Raw genomic sequence first — 20,734 nt, 5'->3', positions numbered from 1 at the left:
GATAGATTTATCAAGTTATCAAGGCAAAAATAGCAAACCAAAATTCAAAACAAAAGCAAGCAAAGAATAAACAACATTTATTAACAGTAAGAGATTGTTTAGGAATGATTTTATCCTCACAGGCAGCAAACATCCCCTATCAAGTAATTTTTCAATCAAATAAATCAAATAAGTCAGTCGTTAAATCAAAAACAGCAATTTCGTCATTGGCTAAAGAACTACATTTGCAATATCTAAACTTGAAAAACATAAAACCAAATTAAAGCTATGACAAAATGCTTTTTTGCAGTCGACCTGGGCGCAACCAGCGGACGCACGATATTAGGATATTTCACTCCACAAGGATTGGAAACAGAAGAGATCAACCGATTTCCCAATTACCTGATAGAAACAGGAGGACATTATTACTGGGATATATACGAACTCTACCGGAACATTGTAGAAGGTCTGAAGATAGTTGGCCGAAAAAAAGATGTAGAAATAACGTCTGTCGGCATAGATACATGGGGAGTCGATTTTGTCTGTATCGGAAAAGATGGAGGATTACTGCGACAACCATATTCATACCGCGATCCACATACAACAGGAGCACCTGAAAAATACTTTCAGCGTATATCCAGAAATAAGGTATATAAATGTACAGGCATTCAGGTTATGAACTTCAATTCTCTGTTCCAACTTGATACATTACGTAGAAACAATGACAGTGCCTTAGAACAGGCCGACAAAATCTTGTTCATGCCAGATGCCCTCAGTTACATGCTAACAGGAGAAATGATTACAGAATACACCATCGCTTCGACCGCCCAACTGGTCAATGCACAGACACGTCGGCTTGAACCTCTGTTACTTAAAAGCATCGGATTGAGTGAAAAACATTTCGGACGCTTTGTTTATCCGGGAGAAAAAATAGGGACTCTAACAGAAGAACTACAACATCAGACGGGACTGGGAGCTATCCCTGTCATAGCTGTAGCAGGACACGACACTGCTTCTGCCGTTGCAGCAGTACCCGCGACAAACAATAATTTTGCTTATTTAAGCAGCGGCACATGGTCACTGATGGGAATTGAAACTCAGGCACCTGTCATTACAGCCGAAACAGAAGCACTAAACTTTACCAACGAAGGAGGAGTTGACGGAACCATCCGCCTGCTGAAAAATATTTGTGGCATGTGGCTGCTGGAGCGTTGCCGCATCAACTGGGGAGAAACTTCATACTCAACCCTGATAGCCGAAGCCAATGCCAGTGAACCTTTCCGAAATTTAATTTATCCAGACGACGACGCCTTTGCCAATCCGTCGAACATGGAAGAGGCTATCAAAAAATACTGTACCGATCATAACCAGCCTGCCATTGAAACACGCGGGCAGTTAATCCGTTGCATATTCGAAAGTCTGGCATTGCGTTACCGGCAAGTCCTCGAAAACCTGCAACGCCTGTCACCCTACCCGATAGAAGTACTTCATGTCATCGGAGGAGGAAGCCGCAACGACCTGCTGAACCAATGGACAGCAAATGCAATCGGCATGCCAGTCGTAGCCGGTCCTTCGGAAGCGACTGCAATAGGAAACATCATGGTTCAAGCCGTAGCAGCAGGCAAAGCCACCAACATTGCCTCCATGCGTCAGTTCTTAAGTCGCGCAACACACCTAAAGACATTCCTCCCAGAGCATAAGGATACATGGGATGTCGCTTATCTTCAGTTTAAAACAATTACTCAATAATCTATCAATTAACCTAAACACACCTATCATGAAAGAGGAATTAATTACCAAAGCGTATGAGATAGCCAAAGAACGCTACGCAGCTATAGGAGTAGATGTAAACAAAGCTCTGGATACACTACAAAAAATTTCGTTATCCTTACACTGCTGGCAGGCAGATGATGTTGCCGGATTTGAATCAAACGGCTCACTCAGTGGAGGAATTCAAGCTACGGGAAACTATCCGGGAAAAGCACGTAACATCGACGAAGTGCGCCAGGATGTACTAAAGGCGGCATCCTATCTGCCAGGCACACACCGTCTGAACCTTCACGAAATCTATGGAGATTTTCAGGGAAAGTTCGTCGACCGTGACCAAGTGGATGCTTCATACTTTGAAAGCTGGATACAGTGGGCAGCAGAAAACAAGATGAAACTTGATTTCAACTCAACATCTTTCTCGCATCCCCAAAGCGGAAATCTTTCTTTAGCCAATCCGGACAAGGCAATCCGCGATTTCTGGGTTGAGCATACCATCCGATGTCGTGCCATTGCCGAAGAAATGGGAAAACGCCAGAACGATCCTTGTATCATGAATGTATGGGTACACGATGGAAGTAAAGACATTACTGTCAACCGTATGCTGTATCGTGAACTGCTGAAAGATTCGCTCGACCGCATTTTTGCCACCGAATATAAAAACATGAAAGACTGCATCGAGTCGAAAGTATTCGGCATTGGTCTGGAAAGTTATACAGTAGGTTCAAATGATTTCTACATCGGCTACGGAGTCAGCCGCCAGAAGATGATTACACTCGATATGGGACACTTCCACCCGACAGAAAGCGTTGCCGACAAATTGTCGTCACTGTTACTGTATGTTCCGGAAATCATGCTGCACGTCAGCCGTCCGGTACGCTGGGACAGCGACCACGTTACAATCATGAACGATGAAACATTAGACTTATGTCAGGAAATTGTTCGTTGCAATGCGCTCGACCGCGTACATATCGGCTTAGACTTTTTCGATGCAAGCATCAACCGTATCGGTGCTTACGTCATCGGAGCACGTGCCACTCAGAAGTCAATGTTACGTGCATTACTTGAGCCAACGGCAAAACTCCGTGAATACGAAGCCAACAATCAGTTGTTCGAACGCCTTGCTTTACTGGAAGAAGCCAAAGTATTGCCATGGAATGCAGTATGGGATATGTTCTGCTTGAAGAATAACGTCCCTGTAGGTGAAGAATATATTCCCGATATAGAAAAATACGAAGCAGAAGTTACATCAAAACGTTGCTAAATCTTGAGATATTGTCCAAAGGTCCTGTACCTGCGGATGATATCTGGTTTATACAAATAAAGTAAAATCGGATAAAAAACAATCATACTCGTTATGAATACGCTGATAGGTTTGCTAATTATTGCCATAGGCAGTTTCGGACAAAGCAGTTCGTATGTACCAATCAACAAAGTAAAGAACTGGTCATGGGAAAGTTTCTGGCTGATACAAGGAGTTTTCGCATGGCTTGTATTTCCTTTGCTGGGAGCATTGCTGGCGGTTCCTTCCGGAAGCACGCTTCCGGAACTATGGAGCAGCGGAGGAGCTTTGTCTGCCATTATATATGGAATATTATGGGGGGTAGGAGGTTTAACATTCGGCCTGAGCATGCGCTACCTGGGAGTTGCCTTGGGACAAAGCATTTCATTAGGCACATGTGCCGCCTTCGGAACGTTGTTTCCTGCCTTGTTCGGCGGAACAGACTTATTCCATGGAGAAGGTCTGATGCTGCTCATCGGGGTCTGTATCACTCTGGCCGGCATTGCCGTCATCGGATATGCAGGCAGTCTGCGTTCCAAAAACATGAGTGAAGAAGAAAAGAAAGCAGCGGTAAAAGATTTCGCCCTGACAAAAGGCTTGCTGGTTGCTCTGCTTGCCGGAATCATGAGTGCCTGCTTCGCCTTAGGACTGGATGCAGGAACCCCTATAAAGGAAGCAGCTCTTGCAAAAGGGACAGACGCTTTGTATGCCGGCCTGCCGGTCATCTTTCTAGTTACTTTAGGCGGATTCTGTACCAATGCAGCATACTGCATACAGCAGAACCTGAAAAACAAGACCGGAAAAGAATATTTATCAGTAAGCACAAGTACCTTTACCAATAATATACTATATTGTGCACTGGCAGGAGTCTTGTGGTATTCACAATTCTTCGGCTTGGAAATGGGTAAAAGCTTCCTCACAGAAAGTCCGGTATTACTTGCTTTTTCATGGAGCATACTCATGTCGCTGAATGTTACTTTCAGCAATGTATGGGGAATCCTGCTGAAAGAATGGAAAGGATGCAGTGCCAGTACCATAGGAATACTTATACTCGGTCTTGCCGTACTGATTGCTTCCATCATCGTAGTGGCAATGGCACAAGCCTGAGATATAAACTTTATCATCAATTTTAACGATATATAAACATGGAATCTATTTTGAATAACCGTCCGGCGCTGGCAGCCGAAATTAACAAAGTAGCCGAAGTTGCCGGTTATTTATGGCAAAAAGGATGGGCTGAGCGCAACGGAGGAAATATTACCATCAACGTTACAGAATATGTTGACGATGCAATAAAGGCAATGCCCGCCATCAGCGCAGCAACTCCCATCGGAGCTACCCTGCCTTACCTGAAGGGTTGCTACTTTTACTGTAAAGGGACCAACAAGCGCATGCGCGACCTTGCACGCGATCCGATGGCAAACGGCTCGGTCATCCGCATTTTGGACGACTGTGCAAGCTATGTCATCATTGCCGACCAGCCGGTAAATCCGACCTCAGAACTGCCTTCTCACTTGAGTGTACACAATTATCTCATCTCAAAAGGTTCGAATTATAAAGCTTCTCTGCATACTCATCCCATCGAACTGGTAGCTATGACACACAACAAGAAGTTCATGGAAAAAGATTATGCTTCCAATTTATTATGGAGCATGATACCAGAAACAAAGGCATTCTGCCCGAGAGGCTTAGGAATGGTGCCTTATAAACTACCAAGTTCCGTAGAGCTTGCCACAGCTACCATTGACGAACTGAGCGATTACGATGTAGTAATGTGGGAAAAACATGGAGTCTTTGCTGTGGATACTGATATCATGGCAGCGTTCGATCAGGTAGATGTACTGAATAAATCAGCCTTAATCTACATTGCAGCCAAGAATATGGGATTTGAACCCGACGGCATGAGTCAGGAACAAATGAAAGAAATATCTGTTGCGTTCCATTTACCGAAATGAAAAGGAAACGATGATACATGCAAATGCCGGAGCAATGACAGGCAGAAGATATTGAGGAATTGTATCGCAAGCCTACTAATATCACATAATCAGTTTAAAGACCAGAAGGAGAGTCTGCCCAGACTCACCCTCTGGTCTTTTTTGATAACTGACCCAACATGTTTCATAAATAATTCTAACAGACCTACGACAACCAGTTACATTTAAATCAAAATTTGTATTTTTGTTAACAGATAATACTCTTATGAAAAACAGAAAATGACACGATCATACAACGATTTAGAGTCAGAATTCAAATATCTGATAGTAAACGAAAAAGACAGAAAATTCGGATTGTGGGTCAATACCGTAGGATTTCAGTCCATCCTTCCCCACTCCCCCTACCCTATAAAGGAACATCCTTCAGGATATATGTTCAACGTTCAGAAGGGACGCACCCTGCACGAATACCAATTACTTTACATCACTAAGGGCAAAGGCACCTTTGCTTCGGACGATACGCCGGAACGGAATATCGGGAAAGGGAATCTTATCGTCTTGTTTCCCGGCCAATGGCATACTTACAGTCCGGATACAGCTACCGGATGGAATGAATATTACATAGGCTTTGAAGGAAACTTCATCGATCAGCTGATAAAAAACGGTTTTCTTTCAAAAGAAGAACAAGTTCTGGAAATAGGGCTCAACGAAGGCCTTGCCGCACTTTTCTCACAGGCACTGGAAGTATCGGAAGCAGACAAGACCGCCTCCCAGCAATACCTTTCGGGCATCCTGCTGCACATTATCGGAATGATACTGTCTATTTCGAAGAACAAAGAGTTCGAAAAAGACAATGTTGCCGAGAGAATGGAACAGGCAAAAATAATCATGAACGAAAATGTATGCAAGGAAATAGATCCGGAAGAACTGGCAGAAAAGTTGAATATAAGTTATTCGTGGTTTAGAAAAATGTTTAAGGAATACACAGGATATTCACCTGCCAAATATTTTCAAGAATTAAAGTTGCGTAAAGCCAAACAAATGCTGATCAATACCACTTCGCCGGTAAAGGAAATCTGCTTCATGTTAGGTTACACATCTACCGAGCACTTTTCTAACCTGTTCAAGAAAAACACCGGATTTACCCCGCTCGAATACCGGTCATTCGGCAAAGGCAAGCAATAACAAACAGACAGCCGCAGAGAGAAGCCGGAAATACCATCTGCTTCTTTCTGCGGCTGTCTGCAGCTTTAAAGTACAGTCAGGGCAATGACCTGTATAAACAAGATGAGGAATACCATCGCAATCGGGTATACAGTAGCATAAGCCACTCCCGGAATATTACTGTCTGTCATCGAGTCGGCAGCAGCCAGACCAGGAGTACTGGTCATACCTCCGGTAATTGTTCCCAGCAAATCGAGCATACTTATCTTAAATACCAGCCTTCCAACGAGAGCCGCCAGCAACATAGGAACTAATGTTATGGCTGCGCCTACGCCAAACAACAAAAATCCGCTCTCCTGAAAAGTGGAAACCAGCGTTTTTCCGGCAGAAGTTCCTACTTCGGCAAGAAACAGCAGCAAGCCCAACTGGCGAAGCAACTGATTGGCCGGTCCGGACATCGACCAGATAATAGGTCCCGTTTTGCCTACAGCACTCAGGAAAAGTGCCATCATCAAGATACCCCCCGTCAGTCCCGGAGAGAAAGACATGCCTCCCCCAAACGAGATATTCAGTTTACCGAACAAAACACCCAGCACAATACCCATCGCTATCGGGAAGAAATCCGTATCCGAAAGTTTTTTTGCATCGTTTCCTATCAGACGTGCTACAGCCTGAATACCTTCCTTTTCGCCCACTATCATCAGCTTGTCGCCAAAACGCAGTTCCAAGTCCGGAGAAGGCGAGAGGTCAATTCCGCTTCGACGTACGCGAGTAACCGTACACCCGAAGTTACGCTGCAAGTTCAAGTCGCACAACTGCTTACCTATCATATCCTTTTTGGTCAGCAGCAACGATTCAATACTCTGCGTATGACTTAGCGGCAATTCTCCTTCCTCGCGGATTCCCAGCATCAACGCCAGATTATTCAGCGAATCTTCACTTCCCACTGCCTGCACATAATCTCCTTCTTCCAGAATCGTATGCGCTTTGGGAATAATAATCTCCTCGCCACGTTTCAAACGAGAAATGACTGCTCCCGTCATCACACGGATATTGAGTTGCATCAGTGTACGGCCTATGACCGTAGGATTGGTAACCCGAAACAAACAAGTTCCCAACTCCGGGAACTGGCTGCGCCGTTCTTTCTCCAGACGCCGCGCCTCCTGCTCCAAATCGACATGCAGTATTTTAGGCAAAAGCTTGACAAATAAAATAACGCCAATCACGCCAAACGGATAAGCAATACCATAAGCGATGGATGCCAGTGGCGATTGAGTGCTGTCGATGGCTACGGCAAGTCCCGGTGTACTGGTCAACGCTCCGGCTATCAGTCCTACCAGACTCGGCGTATCAATATCGAATAAATATTTCAGACCTACGCCTGTCAGACAGGCAGAGGCAACAATCAGCAACGTAATCAGTATCAATGTTTTTCCCTTGCTACGGAAAGAGTGAAAAAAACCAGGTCCCGCCTGAATACCAATAGTAAAGATAAACAACACCAGACCAAAGTTGCCCAGCTCCTTCGGTATGGAAACGCCCCAATGTCCGAACGCCAAAGCGATAAAAATCACGGCAGATACGTCGAGTGACAGCCCTGCCACCTTAATGCGTCCCAACATAAACCCCAAAGCTACAATCAAGAAAACAGAAAAGTAAGATGATTGAAGTAAATCGATTAACATAAATTATTAAGTATAAAGGTGTGATTAAAGTACAAATATACGACATTTCGGTATATTTACAAATAAAACAGCAAGTTAGCCATCCGTCTCCTCCATTTATTTACTTTAGAAACTTTGAAATGCAGCAGAATACTTGTAGCTTTGCAACCGTTTTATTTAGATATACTGAATTATGAATTCTACTCAAAGACTGCATACGTTTCTTTTTTTCCTATGCTGTTTCGTGCTGATTCTTCCTCAGTTCGTACACGGTCAGGAGAAAGGGACGGAATTTCGCATCACGATTCTAAAATCCAGCGGAGAGCCTCAACGCGGAATGATATTGAAAATAAACGGCAGAAGCGAGAAATATCTGTCGAACGACCAAGGAGTAATCACCTTTCGTTACGAAATAGAAGAGGCATACAACCGGCTCGCCAATATTTATTTTCCCGGAGATGAAACAACCGCAGTAGCTTCTTTTCTGCTAAAAGATACAGAAACCATCAAGACGCTGTATCTGGACAGTGCAGAAGATATTGCATCATTCAAGCAGAGCAATAAGACCTTTCCCATAGAAGGCTTTGTCAAAGATGCATCGATGAAGCCAATACAGGGAGCCGTCGTCAGCATTCAGGGAACGGGACGCCGGGTTCTGAGCGATGAAATAGGTTTGTTCCACATCGATGCCGACTATAACCACCCCATTACAATACGTGTAGAAGGTATGGAAAACCGCTCATTGAACATCAATACCTTTCTGGAACGTCCGGAAGAACCGTATACCATCATCATGTATCGCAAGAACTCCACACGCATTTATTCGGTTGTAGAACATATGCCCGAATATCCCGGAGGAATGAAAGCCTTTATCAATTATCTGAAACGCAAGCTGGTATATCCTCCTCAGGCAAAGAAAGAAAAACTGGAAGGCGTAGTGGCTGTACAGTTTGTGGTAGAAAAAAATGGAGAAATCACCTATCCTACCATCGTACGCAGCCTGCGGGCTGATATGGATTCGGCTGCCTTGACGGCTATCCGCCAGATGCCCAACTGGATTCCCGCACGCGAAAACGGCATGAGAGTACGTTGCAAATATTCCGTTCCGGTACAGTTTAAGATAGAACAGCCTAAACCGGCTCCCAAAAAGCCGGCTGTTCCAGCCAAACCGGCAGCTACGCCTAAGGATAGCCTTCGCACCGATTCACTGGCAACCGACTCTCTGAAACGGATGATTCTGCCGAGCGATTCGTTACGAACGGACTCACTGCTGCTGAAACCCGATTCACTGTTGCTGAAAGGTGACAGCCTGAAGGCTCTAAATGACTCCATCTTACTGAAGAATGATTCGACAGCCCTTAAGCCGGCTCCTGACACTCCAGCCGAGAAACCTAAGAAACGAAACATCTTTGTACGCTTCTTCCGCTGGCTGTTCGGCATCAAAGACTGATTTCTGCTGATATAACAACACGGACTTGCGCAAGTTTAAAAAAGGCCTGCGCAAGTCCGTGTTATTTTTTGTACAAACTTTTTTGTTTTTTGTACAAAAAATAAAAAAACGTCTCGACGTTTTAACTGAAACGTGGTGAGAAACCAATTCATTCATCACCACGTTTTTCTGAAAAAGATAAGTAAAACTTATCGCTTCAAGTTAGTCAGTAAGGCATTACCATTGGCAACCGGATTCCAGCCGTCATCTCCCTTCAGAACTTCTTCCGGCTGATAAGCAGAAATATCCTTCAACTGTCTGCCATAAGACGCACGTTCAGCAGTTGCCGCACCGGCTCCGGTATTCTGATATTCGGCATAAAAGACAGTCGACTCATTCGATTTCTTTCCCCAGTTGTTCCAGCCGACAGGCAGAATATGCTTGCCCAGCTCACAGCGGATGAAGACAGCCTGCGCATACGGACGCCACGGACGCGACAGATAAACCTCTTTCGCTTCGTCGGCTCCCGTCAGGCGGCAGTTCCAAAATACATATCCGTATTTTTTCCCTTTATCCGTAGAAGGGGCAGTAACATAACCATTTCCCAGACTATGGATAGTACAATCTTTAAACAAAGCGGTAGACCAGCCAAAGATAAAGTCGACCGTCCCCTCTATATAGCACCCTTCGTAATACTGACGACTGTTTTTTCCGTACGTATACAGCGTATCCTGATTTCCCAGGAAACGGCAGTTCTTGAAATAAGCCCGGTCGCCAGCAACAAAACAAGCTACTGCCTGTCCTACCCGCCCCGCCGTATTGGCAAAGGTTATGTTCTCCGCATAAAAATCGGGAGCATAAATATATACAGTCGATGAACCGGAAGTAGACATTTCTTCACCGAAGCAGTTCTTCTTCGAAGCATATGCATCATCCGTCAGCACAGCTCCGTTCTCGCCTATCAGCGAGATATTGATTTTCGATGCCGGAATAATCACACGCTCCTTGTATTCTCCCTTACGTACCAGAATAGTTGTCCGCTTATTCTTGCGGAAATCGGGAACCGCATTGATAGCTTCCTGTACAGTCAGGAAGTCACCACTACCATCTTTTGCCACTACATAGTCGTAAAAACGTACGTATTTTCCCAGTTCCGGCAACTGTTTCTGAACAGCCTCGGCAGCCAGTGCCGCCACCTTGCGCGCACCATATACATTTAAATGAGTATTATCCTCACGTCCTTTAGGACAAGCGGCGCATGTTCCGGCAGGAATCCACATGAAAAGCTTTTTAGATCCCTCAACTCCGTAAGACTCTACCAACTGCTTGGTAGCCTTGTTCAAATCGATAAAGCAGACATCCATTTCTTTTGCCACATTACGCGGAGAATCCAGATATTTTCCGTGAGTATCTACCAGCGTATCTCCTTCCACCACAGCCTCATCTTTTTCCGGACGGATATCGTCGGCAGCCACAGCATCCGGATTCACGCCAAAATTCCGGCGCACGATTGAGTTAAACAAAACGGGAATTCCTCCCTTGGCACGCGTTTCGCGCACAAACTTCCGCAAATTTTCATCGAAAGTTGTCCCCGGGTCGGTATGACGTTCCGGTTGAGGTTTTTCATCATTATGCCCAAACTGAATGAAAACATAATCACCCGGACGAATCTTGTTTACTACAGTTTCCCAACGCCCTTCGTTTATAAAGCTCTTCGAACTGCGTCCGTTCATCGCATGATTTTCTACCCGGACATCTTCTGTAAAGAAACTCCCCAACACATGTCCCCATCCTCTTTCCTGATTTCCTCCTTCCAAAGGCTTGTTCGACATGGTAGAATCACCAATCATAAAGACCGTAATCACATGGTCTGACTTGAACGCAGAAAATAGCAGTACAGCCAGTGCAACCAATACAAATTGAATCTTTTTCATCTTTCTGTTATTTCTGATTTATATTAAATTCCTTATTGAAAAACTCCAGAATTGCTTTCTGTATTTCTTTGCTACAAAAATGAGGCAAGTCGTACAGCTTGGTCTGCAAATGCTCACCAGCTCCCTGACTGTCCCATACTTTCTGCATGGTTTCATAGGCAGACTTTACTCCTTCCACCGGAAAAAGTTTATCTTTCAACCCGTTGGAAAACAACATCGGCTTCGGACACGCAATCGACGCGACATGCGGATAATCCATATAAAGGCGGATATTTGGAATCAGCATAGCATAAGCCGAACCGCCCTTGTTCTGATTGTTTGTCAACGTCATCAGGCTATCCGTTGTATTCATCCAGCATACAGCCGCTCCTGCCTTTACGGCATCGGTAGCAGCCATAGTCATCCATGCACGATGCGCCCCCATCGAAAATCCCATTGTTGCCACCTTCTCCTTATCTACCTGAGGCAAAGAGGCCAGAAACTCCGCACTACGGATATCATCCCACGCAATCAGTCCTCCCCACGACATGCCCATTTGCAGTAGATTTGCCGACAATGCCTGCTGAGAGTCATAACGGGCATATTCCTTTCGTCCGCGTTCTCCCCAGAACAAAGCATCCAGAGCCAGTACGACATAACCGTTTTCTGCCAGATAGTCGCCTACATACTGCCCGTCGTAACAAGCCTTACACCAACTGTCTGCATCTTTCATTACCATGTCCGACACGCCGAACGGACGTACCATTTTCTCCTTTCCTATCGTAAAATGTGCTCCATGGTCGTGCAAAAGCAACACGGCTGGAAAAGGTCCTTTGCCTTCGGGTACCAGCAAATAGGCCGGCACACGCGAATATCCCGACACGTTGAAAACAATTTTGCGGGCTTCATACCCTTTGCGCTTCTCCGTTGCAATGACTTTCATGTCGTAAGAAACAACTGGAGGTGCAGGCTGCATACATTCCAGCAGCTTTTCGCGTGCCTGTTCCCGCCATTTTCCAAAATCTTTTTCCGGTGAATTTCCCCATGCCATCGGAAAAGTCAGACTCTGCTTCAGTTGTTCATAAAATGAAGGCATATTGTCTTGCACCTCATAGCCGGCATAAGCACTTTCAACCTCTATTTTCTTGAGCCATTCCTCATAAACCTTAAACAGCTTTTCCGGCTCATAGGTGTACCAAGCATAGCCCACCCGGCGCTCCAGCTTGACGTCCGACAGCTTATAGACCTTGATACCATCACGATTACACATAAACGGTGTATTGTCAGTCATTTCATAAAAGCGAGCCCATATACGGGGAGCCTTCTTGTCTTTCACCACAACCAGATCGTACGGATACTCATGATTGGCTATCTGGTCCTCAGGAATGGCAACTTTCTCTACACGCATGCCTGTTATCGCCACCTTCTCAAACCAAGCCATAGCCGATTTAACGGCTTCAATCACTTCGCCGGAAGGGTGAGGAATCTCCATCAGTAACCGGACAACATCGCAACTTTCGCCAGCCGTCAATGAAGCCAGCTCGAATGTACGGGCATTAGTAGGAAGCAAGGTCTGATTATCATGTTGCTGTCCCCATACGGTCTTTACTCCATTCTGAACATATTGTGTTCGCAGAATCATGTCAATGCCTCTGTTCAATGCTTGATAAATCCGTTTATGCATTGCATCGTCCAGCCACGAGAAGTTAGAATCTCCCTCGTTTATGTGCAGGAACAGCCGCAGCACGCCGGTAGTCACCTCATCGTTGAACGTAATGGCATCCACATCCCATCCGCGCCATCCTCCGTTTTTTTTCTGAGTCTTGAGTAAATACTCCAGCCCGTCGAGTACCGCTTCTTTGTACACCGCCTTTTTAGTAAGCGTATAAACCTGCGCCAGATAGTTTATCTGAGAATAAGTATTCCGGTTATCGAGGGTACTGCGACGATGATTATCCGACAAGGTATTCAACACAGAATCGACCGGCAGCTCCGCCATCCAGTCAATGTTCTTAGGCCATCCTCCATCTTTATTCTGATAAGCAACAAAATTATCGGCTATCTTTACATACTGATCTGCCGAATAGCGTTTATAGTTACGATCCTTATGCTCCAAATTCCAATGATGTATTCCATCATTAAAAGCTTGCATAGAGGGAACCGTCTGCGACATCGCATAAGCACTCGCTCCCAGAAGCAAGCTCATTACATAATATCTTTTCTTTATCATGGTATATTTCATTAAGATTGATTTGTTTCCAAAATTAGGGAAAATGCAAAGTGCGGAAAGGTAATAATTGTTCTAATATGGTTATTATTTAACCAAATTATCCACAAGCCCTATACATAAATACATTTTTTTCATATGCAACAGGCTATCTGTACGTTTCCCCCAATACAATATCTGATTACTTCAGATTGCCTTCTAATGCAGAAATAAGCTTCATCATATTCTTAATATAGACTCCTACCGAAATGCATTGCCGGCCGTCTGTACACGGATAAGGAGAAGTATCGAAATCATCGCCTACCATTTTCTGGCTATAATCTTCTTTTCCCGACAACTCCGGGGTCCATCCGCTGCGGTAGGGATGAGAAACTGAAGTCAAATCGGAAAGCCAACAGTTTCTTTCTGCTGCCTGAGCCATTAAATCACTGATATCTTGTTCCGACACCTGATGCGGAAAAGAAGTATAATATTTGGGTAACGGACACAATTTATCCGACAACAAAGGCGAACAGGAGAACAGTTTACTTCTATCAATCTTTTTCACCGCCTCGTAATCCTGTCTCAGCTTTACAGGATTTACAAATGTAGCCGAACTATAATGTGCAATGGTCTTTTCTATGTTCTGGTCTATATAATACTTTCCGTCGTAGATATTTCCCCCCTTCCGGTGTACATACAGTGGTTTCCCTGTATCAGGATCTACAAACCGAGGAACTAATATTTCATTGAGATTGTCGGACTTACGATGCCATTTACGGACTTCAGCCTCAGGAAGTTTTTGGGATTCAAGGAACTTGATGGCAGCCGGTATGCCCGAAAGGAAACGGGTGTCGGCCGTCAGTTTGTAATACTCCATCATCTGATAAATCATCCCGACAGTAGTACCGGTATTAACACTGCGAGGCTCATAAGAACGAGCATGAGCTGGCTTTAAATCGTCTACCGTATATTGGTCTGCCCAGCCGGCATAAGGCTCTCCCTGCTGAAGAGTTATCATGAGATACATAGCCCGCATAATGGGTTCCTTTATATTTTGCAGTCCCATCGCCTGATAACACTGAATAAGAAAATCGATAATCTCCGGAGTAACATCATCGTTTAAGGTTATAAAGGACGAATAGTCTTCCTTACCCTCAAAAGGGTGGTCATACCTCAGAGGGTAACGTTGCGGCCAACCGCCTACAGGGTACTGGCTCTCCAATATAAAATGAATGACTTTTTCCAAGGGCGCCCTGTATACGGGATCATTTTTCTCTACATACATGCGCAACAAAAACTTGGCAGCCGAGATAGTGCCCAGATCATCATAAGTAGCGTTGCCGTAATAATGCCTGAACTCTTCCAGACGCCAGCCGTTTTTTCCAATGGTTTCATACCAAGCCTTCAAGGAATTTTCTCCGGCAAAGTCGAATACATAATTCCATCCCCCGCACTCAAGTTGGCCCCATATCAAAACATTTGCCACTTTCTGGGCTGCCTCATAATAGAATTCATCACCAGTCGCATGATAAGCATCAAGTAATAAATGTCCTACACTCGGAGTACCGGGAGGTTGAATCCATACCATGGTCCGCCTGGCTTCCATTTCTCCCCATGAGCGGGACAAATCGGGCAAGTAATTCCAGACAAAGCCTCCCCGGTAACTTACACTGTCTATCATATAACGGGTTGTAGATTTCATCGTGTTTAAAATTTCCTCTTTCACCTCGTTGTTCATAGAACGTGCCTGCATCTCCCCGCAAAGACAAGCACCGGCCAAAAGAGTCAAGCCTACTTTTACGTAAATAGGCTTCAGCATGTGTTTCATCGTTTATTTTATTTAAGATTTGCATTTATGCAAAAATAAAAAAAATTGCAGATTTAAGAATATCAGGAATACTGAATTTATATCTGCCAAGAATTTTCATTTGTTACAAATATCTGTATATTTGTAACAGTCTAAATAAAACACATTATGATGAAAAAATTTTTATTTTCAGGCATATTTGCCTTTTCATTACTGGGCTTAACCTGTAATGCAGCCAACACAAACAACAGTACAGAAAAAGACACAGAAGTGTCTTGCAACAAGACTTGCAGTGAACCTTTTATGTTCGAAAGCCAGACTGAATGGGAACAAACCAGCGATAAAGGTGTCACCAGACAGGTTATGGGATACAACGGACAAGTAATGATGGTAAAAGTCAAATTCGAGAAAGGAGCTTCAGGTGCCGCCCATACTCATTATCATACTCAAGTGACTTATGTAGTAAGCGGAAAATTTGAATTTACTATCGGAGGAAAGACAAAAGTCGTATCTGCAGGTGACGCACTTTACATGGAACCTGACGTGAAGCATGGATGCAAATGTCTGGAAGCTGGTTTGTTAATAGACTGCTTCTCTCCGATGCGTGAAACATTCCTGCATAAATAAACGTGAATAAACGTTTTACAATAGCATAAAAAAACGCCAACCGGCTTACAATAAACCAGTTGGTGTTTTTTATTACTCTACAATTCTGATATAATATCCCCATTAAGTACCCGACTTCAAACAGATAAAAGAAAGAGGGAAATGAGAAATTATCGGGTGGCAGGATATAAATGTTGTACCAATTCGTTCAGATAAACTTCCAGATTCGTATAGTCAGGGCTCAAGTTATAACTACGTCCGTCGGCCGCATCACTTGGATTTAGTCCGTGAGTTTTTTCCCATTCGTCCGGCATACCATCGGCATCAGTATCAACAGGCGCCTTTCCCGTGTGATATTCCGGCCATCCCCCTACATCGGCAGGCTGATCTATCATGCCATTTGTACTGCCATGGCTTCCCTGATAGGTATAATTGCCTTGTCTGGTTTCTTCTACAATCCGTTTATCGTAAGTATCTCTCCGATAAGATGCACCTGCAAACTGCAAGACAGATTCATATGCATCCCAGGCAGGCTGCAGAGTAGTATGTTCTGCTATATTGAAAGGCTCACGGACAAGCAATTCGCTTTGTGGAGCAAATTGATTCTTTATAAGTAACCCGACAGAATTATCTTGGTTGACTTTCATTATTGCCTGACGCTGTTTATCACTCAGACTGGCACAAGTCGGATCGATATAATTGCCGGAGAAACAGAAAACCCCATGAGTTCCCTTCACATTATTGTTTTTACCATCATCGGGATAAGCCGTAAACAAACGTTTATAAGAAGATTTTGTAGCCGTATAAGGTCCCGGTTTATAATAATTATTCAGAAAATTATAACTTCCTCCTTCACCGGCATAGGCTCCGTCGCTTCCATAATTGTAAATTACATTATTGAATAGTTCCACTTTTTCTTCTTCCGGTTTTCCCGTATAGCGACTTCCGCACAAGCGGGGAGTACGGTTCGTGTGATGAGCCAACAGATTATGATGGAATGAAGCACCCTGACCTCCCCATATGCCTCCATACCCATGAGCACCTTTTTCGTGAATGGAATTGGCCAGACTCTCACTGACAATACACCATTGAAGTGTAAAACAACTGTTATCATAGAAAGTAGCGCACTCGTCCGTACTCCAGCTCATGGAACAATGATCGATTATGATGTTACGATGGTTTTTGAATCCATTCATCGCATCATCTCCTTTTTGTTTGATGTCCGCTCCCATACGTGAACGGATAAAACGGATAATAACATTATCTGCCTGAATGCCTAAAGTATAATTTTTCAGACAAATGCCATCACCCGGAGCTGTCTGCCCAGCGATGGTTACATCACCGTTACTGACTTTCAGCGACGACTGCAATTCGATAATTCCACTCACGGCAAACACAATCGTGCGAGGTCCTTTTTTCCGAAGTGCCCAGCGCAAGGTCCCTTCCGAGCCATCGTCTTTCAGTGAAGTTACGACCTGCACTTGTCCTCCTGCCCCACCAGTAGTATACTTCCCAGCACCGTCCGCTCCCGGGAAAGCTGGAATCTTCGAACGGTCGGGTACCGGATATGATTTCAACTCTTGTGCCTGCAACGACACTGCACCTGCCAACAGCAGACTGCAAAGTCCGCCCATTACTATCTTTTTCATACAATACCTTTATTTATAAACCGGATATAAACTTTCAGCCAAACTGTTTATATAAATCTCCAGATTGGTATATTCCTTACTTAAATTATATTTTGCAGCGTCTGATTTATCAGCCGGATTCAATCCTTTTTGTTTTTCCCATGAATCAGGCATGCCGTCTTCATCCGAATCGGAATCGGAAGTATGTACCTCAACGTATTCGTCCCAGCCTTCAGCATCCTTTTGTGTATCAATAAAACCATAACTGCTACCATTGGAACCTTCCCGGGAATATGTTCCCGCACGCGTTTCATTTACAATACGCGTGTCTATCTGATCCCGCTTATCGGATGCCCCTGCATACTTCAGGACTGCATCATACGCCTCCTGAGCCGGCTGTACAAACGAATAATCCGAAAGAATATCAAAACGTTGCGATACCAACATTTCCTGAGCGGGGACTTCATTATTTTTCACCACAAAAGCAGTAGCTGAAGTATTATCTGAATTTGCTGTTTCAACCTCGGCCAACTGGCTTTTTGACAAATCGTTTCGAGTATCCATATAATTGCCGGACAGATAGAAGTTGCCATGTACGCCGGCAGCCTGATCATTGCTTCCATCATCGATATAGGCTGTAAAAAAACGGCAATGTACCTTTTGGGGAGCTGCTACCGGTCCCGGCTTATAATAGTTATTCATGATATTATAAGAACCTCCCTGTGCCCCATAAGCCCCCTCACTCGACCAATTATAGATTACATTATTGCACAAGTCGACTTTCTCCATATCTGCCCTGTCAGAATACCGGCTGCCACACAAACGCGGAGTACGGTTGCTATGATGAGCCAACAGATTATGATGGAATGTAGCAGGACTTCCACCCCACAAACCTCCATATCCATGGCCACCCTTTACATGAACAGAATTTGTCAGACTTTCACTGATAATACACCATTGCATCGTAAAATTAGTATTTCCATAAAAAGAAGCACATTCGTCTGTGCTCCAACTCATGGAACAATGATCGACAATGATATTTTTCTTTCCGGGATATGATGACTGATAGCCATTCATCGCATCATCTTCTGTCTTGCATTCATCCCCCATACGGCAGCGGATAAAACGAACAATTACATTATTGGCATTGATGCGTAAGGTATAGTTTTTCAAACAGATTCCCGCCCCGGGAGCTGTTTGCCCGGCAATCGTCAGATCATCGTTTTTTATAACCAACTGTTTGGTCAGAGCAATGACTCCTCCTACGGCGAAAACGACAGTACGCTTTCCTGATTTTTCAACAGCCCAGCGTAAAGTACCTTCAGAGCCATCATCTTTTAAGGATGTAACGACATAGACAGTACCTTCGGCTCCTCCCGTAGTATATTTTCCGGCACCTTCAGCTTCGGGAAAAGCCGGAATGGTTGTCCGGTCGGGAGCAGGAAAAACAGGTAAACCTGCTTCAGGTACCTTGTCTATTTCTCGGGTATCTGTTCGCTCTGAGCAGGCAAACATGCCTATCGAACTTAGGACAATTACTATCATCCACATTTCTTTTATGAATCCGATACTATTCATTTTTCTATAGCAGATTTCAGGTTCAAATTTAATCAAAATAAAACAAGTCCATAAACAGGCATAAACCTATATATGGACTTGTAGTTTACCAGTTACATGTTAGAATAAGATTTTATTCATTCCAACGTGGGTCGCCTGCACCCGCAACACTGCTTTGGCTGGCAGACTGTATATGGAAATCACCTTCAGCAGGATTTACGAACAGTTCTGTTGAAGACACATTCAGAATTTCGCCCCATTCATAACCACTGTTATACGGACAGTCGGTAGTAGTAAAGACATTTGTCGTCGTTGCAATGCCTTTTACGCTTGTAGCCTTAATAGTTGATTCACCTGTATAACCGTAGAACTGACCGATAATTGTATTCTTGACATCGACTGTCACATTCGACATCTTGTTTATATCAATGAATGATTTACTTCCTGCTACACAATTATAGAAAGTACAAGCCTCAATAGATATATTTACATTATCCTGTTGAGTAACTAATACTCCACCAGCACTAAGTGTATTCACTGTAGAATTAGACAGATGGACTGAATTGAGTGTAAAGCCAGAAACTTTAGTCTGCAATACACCATACGAACCAATGTCTGTCAATACGCAGTTATCAATATTAATTGAGCCAATAGAACCTTTAGCACCGTCGCTCTGAACACGAACGACACCACGGGTCTTACTAATGTTACAGTTATCAATCAATATTTCACCAACGTTACCTTCTACATTAAAGTTCACAATATAATCATTTGCACTGCTTGTATTCTGCAAATCGAGATTATAGAAACGAATCAAATCATGGCTACCTGCCATAGAAAGTCCTTTAGGCATAAAGATAGGCTTCGTATCACCTGATTCACCCCAGAAGATAACCGATTTGAAATCGGCCGGTATCGTCAGTTCCAGACTTTCGCCCATATAATCGGTTGTAGAACCATTTGCAAATACCAATACGACATTGCCGCCATTACCCTGAATATAATTAACAGGATTTGTAAAGACATCGTTCAGCATTTCAGCATCAGTTATATTTACAATGTCGTAACCTACCGGATAAGATTCGGTTGTCGTAAAGGTTCTTGTGCCACGCTTTACATCACCGTTATAAATAGATACAGAATATTTCGTTTTTGGAGTCAGTCCTGTAAGCGTATACGATGAAGCAGCTACAGCCGCAGCATCCAGCTTAATGTAGGTCGTATCAACCGCTTCTACATCATCTCTTGCTTCAGCCAGTCTCAATTCCGAAACTTCAGCACCTTCAGTCCAAGAGATGACTGCACTTTCACCTGTTATGGCAGCCACCTCATTTAATATCTGCTCAGCTGAGGTCTTAAAAGAATATTTCTCCAGATATGTCCATTTAGAATCAGCCTTTACAGAAGACATGGATTTCATACGCAAGAAATACTTGGTCTCTCCTTGTAAACCAGTAATCGTATAGGGAGTTTCAACAATCGATTTATCTTCACCTAATACGACAGAATGTTCTGTTCCTCCCATCTCTATCGCATCGTACAAGGAATCTGTACTATATTCTATCACATAATACTCTGCATCAGGAACTGTTCCCCATGAAATTTCGGCCGAGGTCGGTTGTGCAGAAACAGATATCTTTGAAGCAGTCACGCTGAACAGGCGGTCGTGTGTGCTATCTACATTCCAATCATTTCCATCGGTACACGCTGTTCCGATGACAGAGGTCAGGAGCATAAATGCTCCAGAACCTACGATATATTTAAACATCTTCATATCTTATGTCTATTTATTTTT

General features: G+C 44.0%; 14 protein-coding genes and 1 pseudogene. 7 read left to right on the top strand and 8 right to left on the bottom strand.

What is annotated here, in order from left to right; genetic code table 11:
* Positions 1 to 267 precede the first annotated feature (267 nt).
* The 5 genes from ACZM60_RS03140 to ACZM60_RS03120 all read left to right on the top strand — a co-directional run bounded on the left by ACZM60_RS03140 (position 268) and on the right by ACZM60_RS03120 (position 6,147).
* Positions 268 to 1,728: a rhamnulokinase gene (locus tag ACZM60_RS03140; protein WP_489520801.1), complete on the top strand. Its 1,461-nt coding sequence runs from the start codon at positions 268 to 270 to the stop codon at positions 1,726 to 1,728.
* A 28-nt stretch (positions 1,729 to 1,756) separates the two neighbouring features.
* On the top strand, positions 1,757 to 3,010 hold the full coding sequence (locus ACZM60_RS03135; RefSeq protein WP_489520800.1) for an L-rhamnose isomerase: 1,254 nt from the start codon (positions 1,757 to 1,759) through the stop codon (positions 3,008 to 3,010).
* A gap of 93 nt (positions 3,011 to 3,103) precedes the next feature.
* Positions 3,104 to 4,135, top strand: coding sequence for an L-rhamnose/proton symporter RhaT (gene rhaT / locus ACZM60_RS03130; protein ID WP_489520799.1), 1,032 nt, complete (start codon positions 3,104 to 3,106; stop codon positions 4,133 to 4,135).
* Positions 4,136 to 4,173: 38 nt separating this feature from the next.
* A complete protein-coding gene (gene rhaD / locus ACZM60_RS03125; protein ID WP_021970177.1) occupies positions 4,174 to 4,983 on the top strand; it encodes a rhamnulose-1-phosphate aldolase in 810 nt (269 codons plus the stop codon).
* 258 nt (positions 4,984 to 5,241) lie between these two features.
* A complete protein-coding gene (locus tag ACZM60_RS03120; RefSeq protein WP_021970178.1) occupies positions 5,242 to 6,147 on the top strand; it encodes an AraC family transcriptional regulator in 906 nt (301 codons plus the stop codon).
* A gap of 65 nt (positions 6,148 to 6,212) precedes the next feature.
* Here the strand turns inward: ACZM60_RS03120 and ACZM60_RS03115 are convergent, their stop codons facing one another.
* On the bottom strand, positions 6,213 to 7,811 hold the full coding sequence (locus ACZM60_RS03115; RefSeq protein ID WP_021970179.1) for an aspartate:alanine exchanger family transporter: 1,599 nt from the start codon (positions 7,809 to 7,811) through the stop codon (positions 6,213 to 6,215).
* Positions 7,812 to 7,983: 172 nt separating this feature from the next.
* On the opposite strand from ACZM60_RS03115, the gene ACZM60_RS03110 reads away from it, so the two are divergent.
* Entirely contained in the window at positions 7,984 to 9,240 is a 1,257-nt protein-coding gene (locus tag ACZM60_RS03110) for a TonB family protein (protein WP_489520798.1), read from the top strand.
* Between the two features lie 188 nt (positions 9,241 to 9,428).
* Here the strand turns inward: ACZM60_RS03110 and ACZM60_RS03105 are convergent, their stop codons facing one another.
* The 4 genes and pseudogenes from ACZM60_RS03105 to ACZM60_RS03090 form a co-directional block, all read right to left on the bottom strand.
* Entirely contained in the window at positions 9,429 to 11,153 is a 1,725-nt protein-coding gene (locus ACZM60_RS03105) for a pectinesterase family protein (protein WP_489520797.1), read from the bottom strand.
* Positions 11,154 to 11,160: 7 nt separating this feature from the next.
* On the bottom strand, positions 11,161 to 12,306 hold the full coding sequence (locus ACZM60_RS03100; protein WP_489520810.1) for a dienelactone hydrolase family protein: 1,146 nt from the start codon (positions 12,304 to 12,306) through the stop codon (positions 11,161 to 11,163).
* 9 nt (positions 12,307 to 12,315) lie between these two features.
* Positions 12,316 to 13,284 (bottom strand): annotated as a pseudogene (pelA, locus tag ACZM60_RS03095) (pectate lyase); the annotation flags it as partial.
* A 256-nt stretch (positions 13,285 to 13,540) separates the two neighbouring features.
* Positions 13,541 to 15,169: a pectate lyase gene (locus ACZM60_RS03090; RefSeq protein WP_489520796.1), complete on the bottom strand. Its 1,629-nt coding sequence runs from the start codon at positions 15,167 to 15,169 to the stop codon at positions 13,541 to 13,543.
* A 147-nt stretch (positions 15,170 to 15,316) separates the two neighbouring features.
* Here ACZM60_RS03090 and ACZM60_RS03085 point away from each other — a divergent pair, with 147 nt between their 5' ends.
* A complete protein-coding gene (locus ACZM60_RS03085; protein WP_021970184.1) occupies positions 15,317 to 15,775 on the top strand; it encodes a cupin domain-containing protein in 459 nt (152 codons plus the stop codon).
* Between the two features lie 149 nt (positions 15,776 to 15,924).
* On the opposite strand, the gene ACZM60_RS03080 is transcribed toward ACZM60_RS03085, so the two are convergent.
* From ACZM60_RS03080 to ACZM60_RS03070, 3 genes are all read right to left on the bottom strand, one after another.
* Positions 15,925 to 17,403 carry a pectate lyase family protein gene (locus tag ACZM60_RS03080; RefSeq protein WP_489520795.1) on the bottom strand — a complete coding sequence of 493 codons (1,479 nt, stop codon included), beginning with the start codon at positions 17,401 to 17,403 and terminating at the stop codon, positions 15,925 to 15,927.
* 9 nt (positions 17,404 to 17,412) lie between these two features.
* Positions 17,413 to 18,897, bottom strand: coding sequence for a pectate lyase family protein (locus ACZM60_RS03075; RefSeq protein ID WP_489520809.1), 1,485 nt, complete (start codon positions 18,895 to 18,897; stop codon positions 17,413 to 17,415).
* Positions 18,898 to 19,072: 175 nt separating this feature from the next.
* Positions 19,073 to 20,713: a DUF5123 domain-containing protein gene (locus tag ACZM60_RS03070; RefSeq protein ID WP_489520794.1), complete on the bottom strand. Its 1,641-nt coding sequence runs from the start codon at positions 20,711 to 20,713 to the stop codon at positions 19,073 to 19,075.
* Positions 20,714 to 20,734 lie beyond the last annotated feature (21 nt).

This window comes from Phocaeicola sp. (assembly GCF_057861905.1).
Note: the sequence above shows the minus strand (reverse complement) of the source record. Positions and strands in the feature narration are given on the sequence as shown.